Origin of the sequence: Adlercreutzia murintestinalis (assembly GCF_943192905.1) — a bacterium.
Lineage (GTDB): Bacteria > Actinomycetota > Coriobacteriia > Coriobacteriales > Eggerthellaceae > Adlercreutzia_A > Adlercreutzia_A murintestinalis.
Window position 1 is genome coordinate 109,326 of sequence record NZ_CALPCC010000004.1, and the last position, 6,379, is coordinate 115,704.

7 protein-coding genes are annotated in these 6,379 nt (G+C 62.0%); 6 read left to right on the top strand and 1 reads right to left on the bottom strand.

Translation table 11 applies throughout. The features are described from left to right. Positions 1-26: 26 nt before the first annotated feature. The 5 genes from NFR19_RS02200 (at position 27) to NFR19_RS02220 (ending at position 5,095) form a co-directional block, all read left to right on the top strand. Positions 27-635: a cysteine hydrolase family protein gene (locus NFR19_RS02200; RefSeq protein ID WP_251212142.1), complete on the top strand. Its 609-nt coding sequence runs from the start codon at positions 27-29 to the stop codon at positions 633-635. Beyond that, positions 632-1,444 carry a bifunctional hydroxymethylpyrimidine kinase/phosphomethylpyrimidine kinase gene (gene thiD, locus NFR19_RS02205; protein WP_251212143.1) on the top strand — a complete coding sequence of 271 codons (813 nt, stop codon included), beginning with the start codon at positions 632-634 and terminating at the stop codon, positions 1,442-1,444. The genes NFR19_RS02200 and thiD overlap by 4 nt, the downstream gene beginning before the upstream one ends. 16 nt (positions 1,445-1,460) lie before the next feature. Next, a complete protein-coding gene (locus NFR19_RS02210) occupies positions 1,461-3,023 on the top strand; it encodes a Re/Si-specific NAD(P)(+) transhydrogenase subunit alpha (protein ID WP_251212144.1) in 1,563 nt (520 codons plus the stop codon). Next, entirely contained in the window at positions 3,023-4,498 is a 1,476-nt protein-coding gene (locus NFR19_RS02215; protein ID WP_251212145.1) for an NAD(P)(+) transhydrogenase (Re/Si-specific) subunit beta, read from the top strand. Before NFR19_RS02210 ends, NFR19_RS02215 begins: the two co-directional genes overlap by 1 nt. Positions 4,499-4,564: 66 nt before the next feature. Continuing rightward, a complete protein-coding gene (locus NFR19_RS02220) occupies positions 4,565-5,095 on the top strand; it encodes a DNA-deoxyinosine glycosylase (protein WP_251212146.1) in 531 nt (176 codons plus the stop codon). A 45-nt stretch (positions 5,096-5,140) separates the two neighbouring features. Here the strand turns inward: NFR19_RS02220 and NFR19_RS02225 are convergent, their stop codons facing one another. Beyond that, on the bottom strand, positions 5,141-5,500 hold the full coding sequence (locus tag NFR19_RS02225; RefSeq protein WP_251212147.1) for a hypothetical protein: 360 nt from the start codon (positions 5,498-5,500) through the stop codon (positions 5,141-5,143). A gap of 139 nt (positions 5,501-5,639) precedes the next feature. On the opposite strand from NFR19_RS02225, the gene NFR19_RS02230 reads away from it, so the two are divergent. Then, the gene (locus NFR19_RS02230) at positions 5,640-6,236 is read left to right on the top strand and encodes a GNAT family N-acetyltransferase (protein WP_251212148.1); all 597 of its coding nucleotides are present in this window, start codon (positions 5,640-5,642) and stop codon (positions 6,234-6,236) included. The last annotated feature ends 143 nt before the right edge of the window (positions 6,237-6,379 follow it).

Here is a 6,379-nt window from a genome sequence, read left to right on the forward strand (position 1 = left end):
TTCCACATCAAAACGATAAGGGGCGCATGATGTTAGGTGAATCCAGCAACAAGGGCAGCGTTGATTTCGTAGCCGATCGGGCAACCACGGCGTTGCTCGTCATAGACGAGCTGGGCGATTCGTCCGGTGGGCCGCTGGAAGAGGTGTTGCTTGCGCCCACGCTGAACACGGCGCGTTTGGTGGAGGCCGCGCACGAGGCGGGCATGCCGGTCATCTTCGCGAATGACGCGCACATCCCCGGGCTCGACCGCGAGCTCTTGCTGTGGGGCGAGCACGGCATCGCAGGGAGCGCTGAGGCGCAGGTGTCGCCGCAGATTCCGGTGCAGCCCGGCGACCACATCATTCAGAAGCGCCGCTACTCTGCCTTCTTCCAAACGGGGTTGCGCCTGTTGCTCGACGAGCTTGGCGTGCGCACTCTCATTCTCACTGGGTTCGACACGAACATCTGCGTGCAGCACACAGCGGCTGATGCGTATTTCAACAACTTCAACATCGCCCTCGTCACCGATGCCACCGGAACGTTTCTGGTGGGCACGCAAGCGGAAGGGCTGGCCTATCAGCAGAAATGCTATGCGGCAAAGCTGGTCACCACCGACCAGGCGCAACGCTTCATCGAAGGGGAAGGCGCTCTGTGAAGGCGGTCTTGACCATAGCAGGAAGCGATTCCAGCGGGGGCGCCGGTATTCAGGCCGACGTGAAGACCATCGCGGCCCATCGTCTGTTCGCCGAATGCGCCATCACGGCCTTGACGGCTCAGAATACCACCGGCGTGTTCGCGGTGGACGAGGTGGGGCCGCAGATGGTGGAGCAGCAGATCGATGCGGTGTTCGCCGACATTCGGCCTTCCGCGGTCAAGATCGGCATGGTTTCCAGTGGAGAGATCGTGGAGGCCATTGCACGCGCGCTCGTTCGTAACGAAGCTGAAAACATCGTGGTCGATCCTGTGATGGTGGCTACGAGCGGCTCTGCGCTGATCGCGACGGACGCTATCGATGCGCTCATACGTTATCTGGCGCCGCTGGCAACCGTTGTGACGCCTAACCTGCCCGAGGCAGCTGTGCTGGCAGAGCGCGAAATAGCTTCCGAGGCCGATCTGGAAGCGGCGGCAGAGGCGATCGCGCAACGCATCGGCGCTGAGCGAGGACGCACGCCCGCGGTGTTGGTGAAAGGCGGTCACGGCACAGAATCGTCGGATGCCGCCAATGATGTGCTGCGATTGCCCGAGGGCGTGTGCGTCTGGATGCGTGGTCCGCGGATCGACAATCCGAACACGCATGGCACAGGATGCACGCTCTCTTCTGCCATCGCATGCGGTCTGGCAGAAGGGCTATCCGTCGAGGACGCCGTGCGCAGTGCGAAGGAGTACGTGACGGGCGCGTTGGCCGCGCAGCTGAATCTGGGGCGCGGGGCGGGTCCGCTGGACCATATGTGGGAGTATCGGTGAGCAGGAGATGACGGATATGTCTGCAACAAGGATGACGATCGGCGTTCCCAAGGAGCCTTTCGAGTACCAAATGCGCGTGAGCGTAGCGCCGCAGAACGTGGAGCGCTTGTTGAAGCTTGGTTACGAGGTGCTGGTAGAGCACGATGCGGGCATCAAAGCCGATCTGTACGACCAGCAGTATGAAGTGCAAGGCGCGCGCATCGTTGACGCGCCTGAGGCGTGGGGGGCCGATGTGGTGGTGTGCATGAACACGCCACCGGCCGAGCAGCTCGCGCATATCAAGCGCGGGGCACTGCTCATCACGCGGGTGAATCCGCGTGCGAATCCAGAGCTGCTCGATGCGTTCTCGCAGATGGGCATCACCGTGCTCGCGCTCGACTGCGTGCCGCGCATCTCGCGTGCCCAGTCGCTGGATGTGCTGTCCTCCATGATGAGCATCGCCGGATACAAGGCGGTGGTTGAAGCGGCGGATGCGTTCGGGCGCTTGCTGCCCGGGCAAGTGACGGCTGCGGGCAAGATGCCGCCTGCGCGCGTGTACGTGATCGGTGCGGGCGTGGCTGGCCTCTCTGCCATTGGCACGGCATCCAGCATGGGCGCGGTCGTGGCAGCCACCGATGTGCGTCCTGAGGTGTACGACCAGGTGGAATCGCTCGGCGGTGAGTTCATCGAGATACCGGTGAAGCAGGAATCAGCCGATGGTTACGCCAAGGAAATGTCGGAAGACGAGCAGGTCGTCGCGCAGCGTTTGTACGCCGAGCAGGCCGCGCAAAGCGATATCGTCATCACAACGGCGCAGATCCCGGGGCGCCCCTCGCCGCTTCTGCTCACCGAAGAGGCTATCGCGGGAATGAAGCCCGGGTCGGTCATCGTCGATATGGGCGCATCGGAGCAGGGGAGCAACACAGCGCTGACGCAGGTTGACCAGGCGGTGCAGACCTCCAACGGCGTCACCATCTTGGGATACACCAATTTGGCGAATCGCCTGCCTTCCCAGGCCTCCCAGATGTTCGGCCAGAACGTGGTCAATCTGATGAAGCTGATCACGCCTGCGAAGGACGGCGCCTATCAACTCGACGAGGAAGATGAGGTCGTGCGCGGCATGACCATCGCGCTTGACGGCCAGATCATGTGGCCGCCGCCACCGGTGAGCGTGTCGGCCGCACCCGCGCCCCAGCAGGCAGAGGCTAAGGCTGCTGCGCCGGAGGTCAACTCCGCTGAGCCACCTTTGCGCTGGAAGGGCCTGTGGTGGAAGGTGCTCTTGGGCATCCTCGCCATCGTGCTCATCGTCATGGCGCCGGCGAGCATGGCAAACCATTTCATCGTGTTCATGCTGGCTGTCGTGGTGGGCTTCTACGTCATCACCGCGGTTACGCATTCGCTGCATACGCCGCTCATGTCGGTGACGAACGCCATCTCGGGCATCATCATCGTGGGCGCCATCCTGCTCGCAGGCACAGGCAACCTCGTTGTCACGGTGCTGTCGTTCATCGCGATGGTCATCGCGTCCATCAATATCTTTGGTGGCTTCCTCGTGTCGCATCGCATGCTCAAGATGTTCCAGAGGAGCTCTGACGAATAATGGAAGACATCATGCTCATATCCCTTACGCCCGCCTTCGACCCCGTGTTGCTTGATGGCATGTTGCGGTTCCAAACGCTGGCGTACATCTTGGCGGCGCTGCTGTTCATCTTGGCGCTGGCGGGCCTGTCTCGCCAGAAGACGGCCCAACGCGGCAACACGCTCGGCATCATCGGCATGGCGCTCGCGCTCATCGCCACGGTCGTGGTGGCGGTCGCGCAGAGCGAGGTCACGGCCGCAGTCACGGTCGGACTCATGATCGTCGCCATCGCCATTGGCGCGTGCATCGGCGTGTGGAAGGCGCTGCGCGTGAAGATGACCGGCATGCCCGAGCTGGTGGCCATGCTGCACTCGTTCGTGGGCGCAGCCGCCGTGCTCGTCGGGTTCAATTCGTTCCTGATGGACCCGGGCAACGGCACCTACGATAACGCCTTCCATATGGGGGAGGTGGGCCTGGCGGTCTTCATTGGCGCGGTCACGCTCACCGGCTCCATCGTGGCGTACCTCAAGCTTTCCGCGAAGATGTCGGGCAAGCCGCTCACGCTGCCCGGGCGCAACATCATCAACCTCATCATGGTCATCGTCTCCATCCTGCTCATCGCGTGGTTCGTGAACACGCTCGGCGTGGATGCGGGTCTGCTGCCGCTGGTGCTGCTCACCATCGTGTCGCTCGTGCTGGGCGCGCACCTCGTGCTCGCCATCGGTGGCGGGGATATGCCCGTGGTGGTTTCCATGCTGAACTCCTATTCCGGCTGGGCGGCCGCCATGGCCGGGTTCACGCTGGGCAACGACCTGCTCATCATCACCGGTGCGCTCGTCGGGTCGTCGGGCGCCTACCTCTCGTGGATCATGTGTCAGGGCATGAATCGCTCGTTCGTCAGCGTCATCCTCGGCGGCTTCGGTGGCGATTCTTCGACTCCGGCAGGTGGCAGCTCCGGTGCGGTTTCCGGTGACTACACCGAGGTCACGCCGGAAGAAGTGGCTGAGCAGCTAAAGAGCGCCAAGCGCGTCGTCATCGCGCCGGGCTACGGCATGGCGGTGGCGCAGGCGCAGTATCCGGTGGCCGACCTCACGCGCAAGCTGATCGATCGTGGCGTGGATGTGAAGTTCGCCATCCATCCTGTTGCGGGCCGTATGCCGGGGCATATGAACGTGCTTTTGGCCGAGGCGAAGGTGCCCTACGATAACGTGTACGAGATGGACGAGGTCAATGACGATTTTGGCGACGTGGACGTGGTGCTGGTGGTGGGTGCCAACGATACGGTGAATCCGTCGGCTGAGACCGATCCGGGCTCGCCCATCGCGGGCATGCCGGTCATGCGCGTGTGGGACGCGGGCACGGTGGTGGTCAGCAAGCGCAGCATGGGCAATGCTGGCTACGCGGGCGTGCAGAATCCGCTGTTCTTCAACGAGAACACCGAGATGCTCTTGGGCGACGCGAAGGATTCGGTCGATGCCATCATCGCCGCGCTCTAGGTTCTCGCGGTGCAGCGCGGGCGTTCAAGAGAACAGCGGCCGAAAGGGGAGCTCGATCGCGTCCTGATGGAGACGGCTGCTGGGTCCTGTCGAGTGGTCCATCCGCTCGCGCCCATCTGCGACGCGTCGTCCCGCGTGCTCATTCTCGGAACGATGCCCTCTCCGAAATCGCGTGAGATCGGGTTCTACTACGGTCATCCGCAGAACCGCTTCTGGAAGGTGATGGCGGCCATCTTCGATGAGCCGGTACCGCAGACGAATGCTGAGCGAGAAGCGCTCGTGCTCGCGCATCGGGTGGCGCTTTGGGATGTGCTGGCTTCGTGCTCCATCAAGGGGGCGGCCGATGGTAGCATCACCGATTGTGTGCCCAACGATATCGCATCGTTGCTGAACACGGCTCCCATTCGCGCCGTTTTCTGCACGGGTGCGAAAGCTGCTGACCTCTACCGGCGCCTTTGCGAGCCGAGCACGGGCATGCCTTGCACCCGCCTGCCATCCACCAGCCCCGCCAATGCTGCTGTTTCGCTGCCGCAGCTGATCGAAGCGTACCGGCAGATCGTGCCCTTGTGCGAAGAAGGTCTGCGCGTTCGCGGCTGATCTGTCGCGAGCACTGGGGCGCTCATCGTCTTCCCAAGACGTTCGTCATCTGTCCAAGAACCAGAAGGGCGAGAAGAGCAGGTTCTCAGGGTTGGGCACGAGCATTCCGTCAAGATACACGTTTCTTTCGGTATAGAGGGAGGCGAGGAAGACCCGCCAGTCGAAGCCAGATGCGATAAAGCCGATGAACGTCCAAGCGACCAGATAGATCGCGAAGACCATGATGAGCGCTGCGAGCGCGACCGATGCGGCTACCAACAGGAGGGAAAGCCAGAGAGACGATGTGAGGATGAGGGCGACCCATTCGAGCGGCGAAAGATGGCGACCTTGCGCTGGTTCAAGGAAGCTCGTTGGCTTCTCTATGAGCGTGCTATCAGATGCTAATTCGTCATATGTGCCGACCAAGCCTTCAAGGATCAGCGCATTCTCGTAGGACTGCTCTGATGCCTGATGCGCTCGACGTGCCTACCTGGCATACAATGGCTTTCGAACGATCAGTCGCATAAGATCAGAGAGGGAAGATCAGGTGCAAGAAGGGAGCGCGATGAGGACAGAGTGCGGTACTGGAGTTGAGCGGGTAGCGGCTCCTGCGCAAATACGCCCTGCCACCATGGATGATGCAGCGGGGATCCTTGCTATCTATCGGCACTATGTTGAAACGACGGCGACCACCTTCGAATGGGCTGTCCCTACCATTGATGAGATGCGACGACGCATCTGTAGCACGCTTGAGCGGTATCCGTATCTTGTGGCGGATCGTGCTGGTGATGTGGTGGGATTCACCTATGCGGGTCCGCTTCGCGGGCGCCCTTCCTATGACTGGTCGGTCGAGACGACGATATACGTCGCTGCGCACGAGCGCGGTACCGGGGTGGGGCGCTCGCTCTACGAGGCGCTCGAGGCGGCGCTCGCGCGGATGGGGGTGCTCAGCGCATATGCTTGCGTCGCCTGCACAGAACGCGCCGATGCGCACCTGACCGATGCCAGCTTGCGCTTCCATGAGCGCATGGGGTACGCCAAGGTTGGCGAATGGCCGTGCTGCGGCAATAAGTTCGGAGTGTGGTACAACGTGGCCTGGTTCAAGAAGGATCTCGGTGCGCATATGCCCAACCCCACGCCTGTTTCCTTCGGCGTATGGTGATGTGGGCGCGGCGGTCGAGGATGCTGCGTTGCCCGTGGGTTATAGGACGGAATGCGTCCCGAATGCAGGGTTAAGGCTCAAAAAGTGTGCTCTTTTTGATGAACAATCGCGAGGTCAGAACTGATAGATCGATGCTTCAAGTT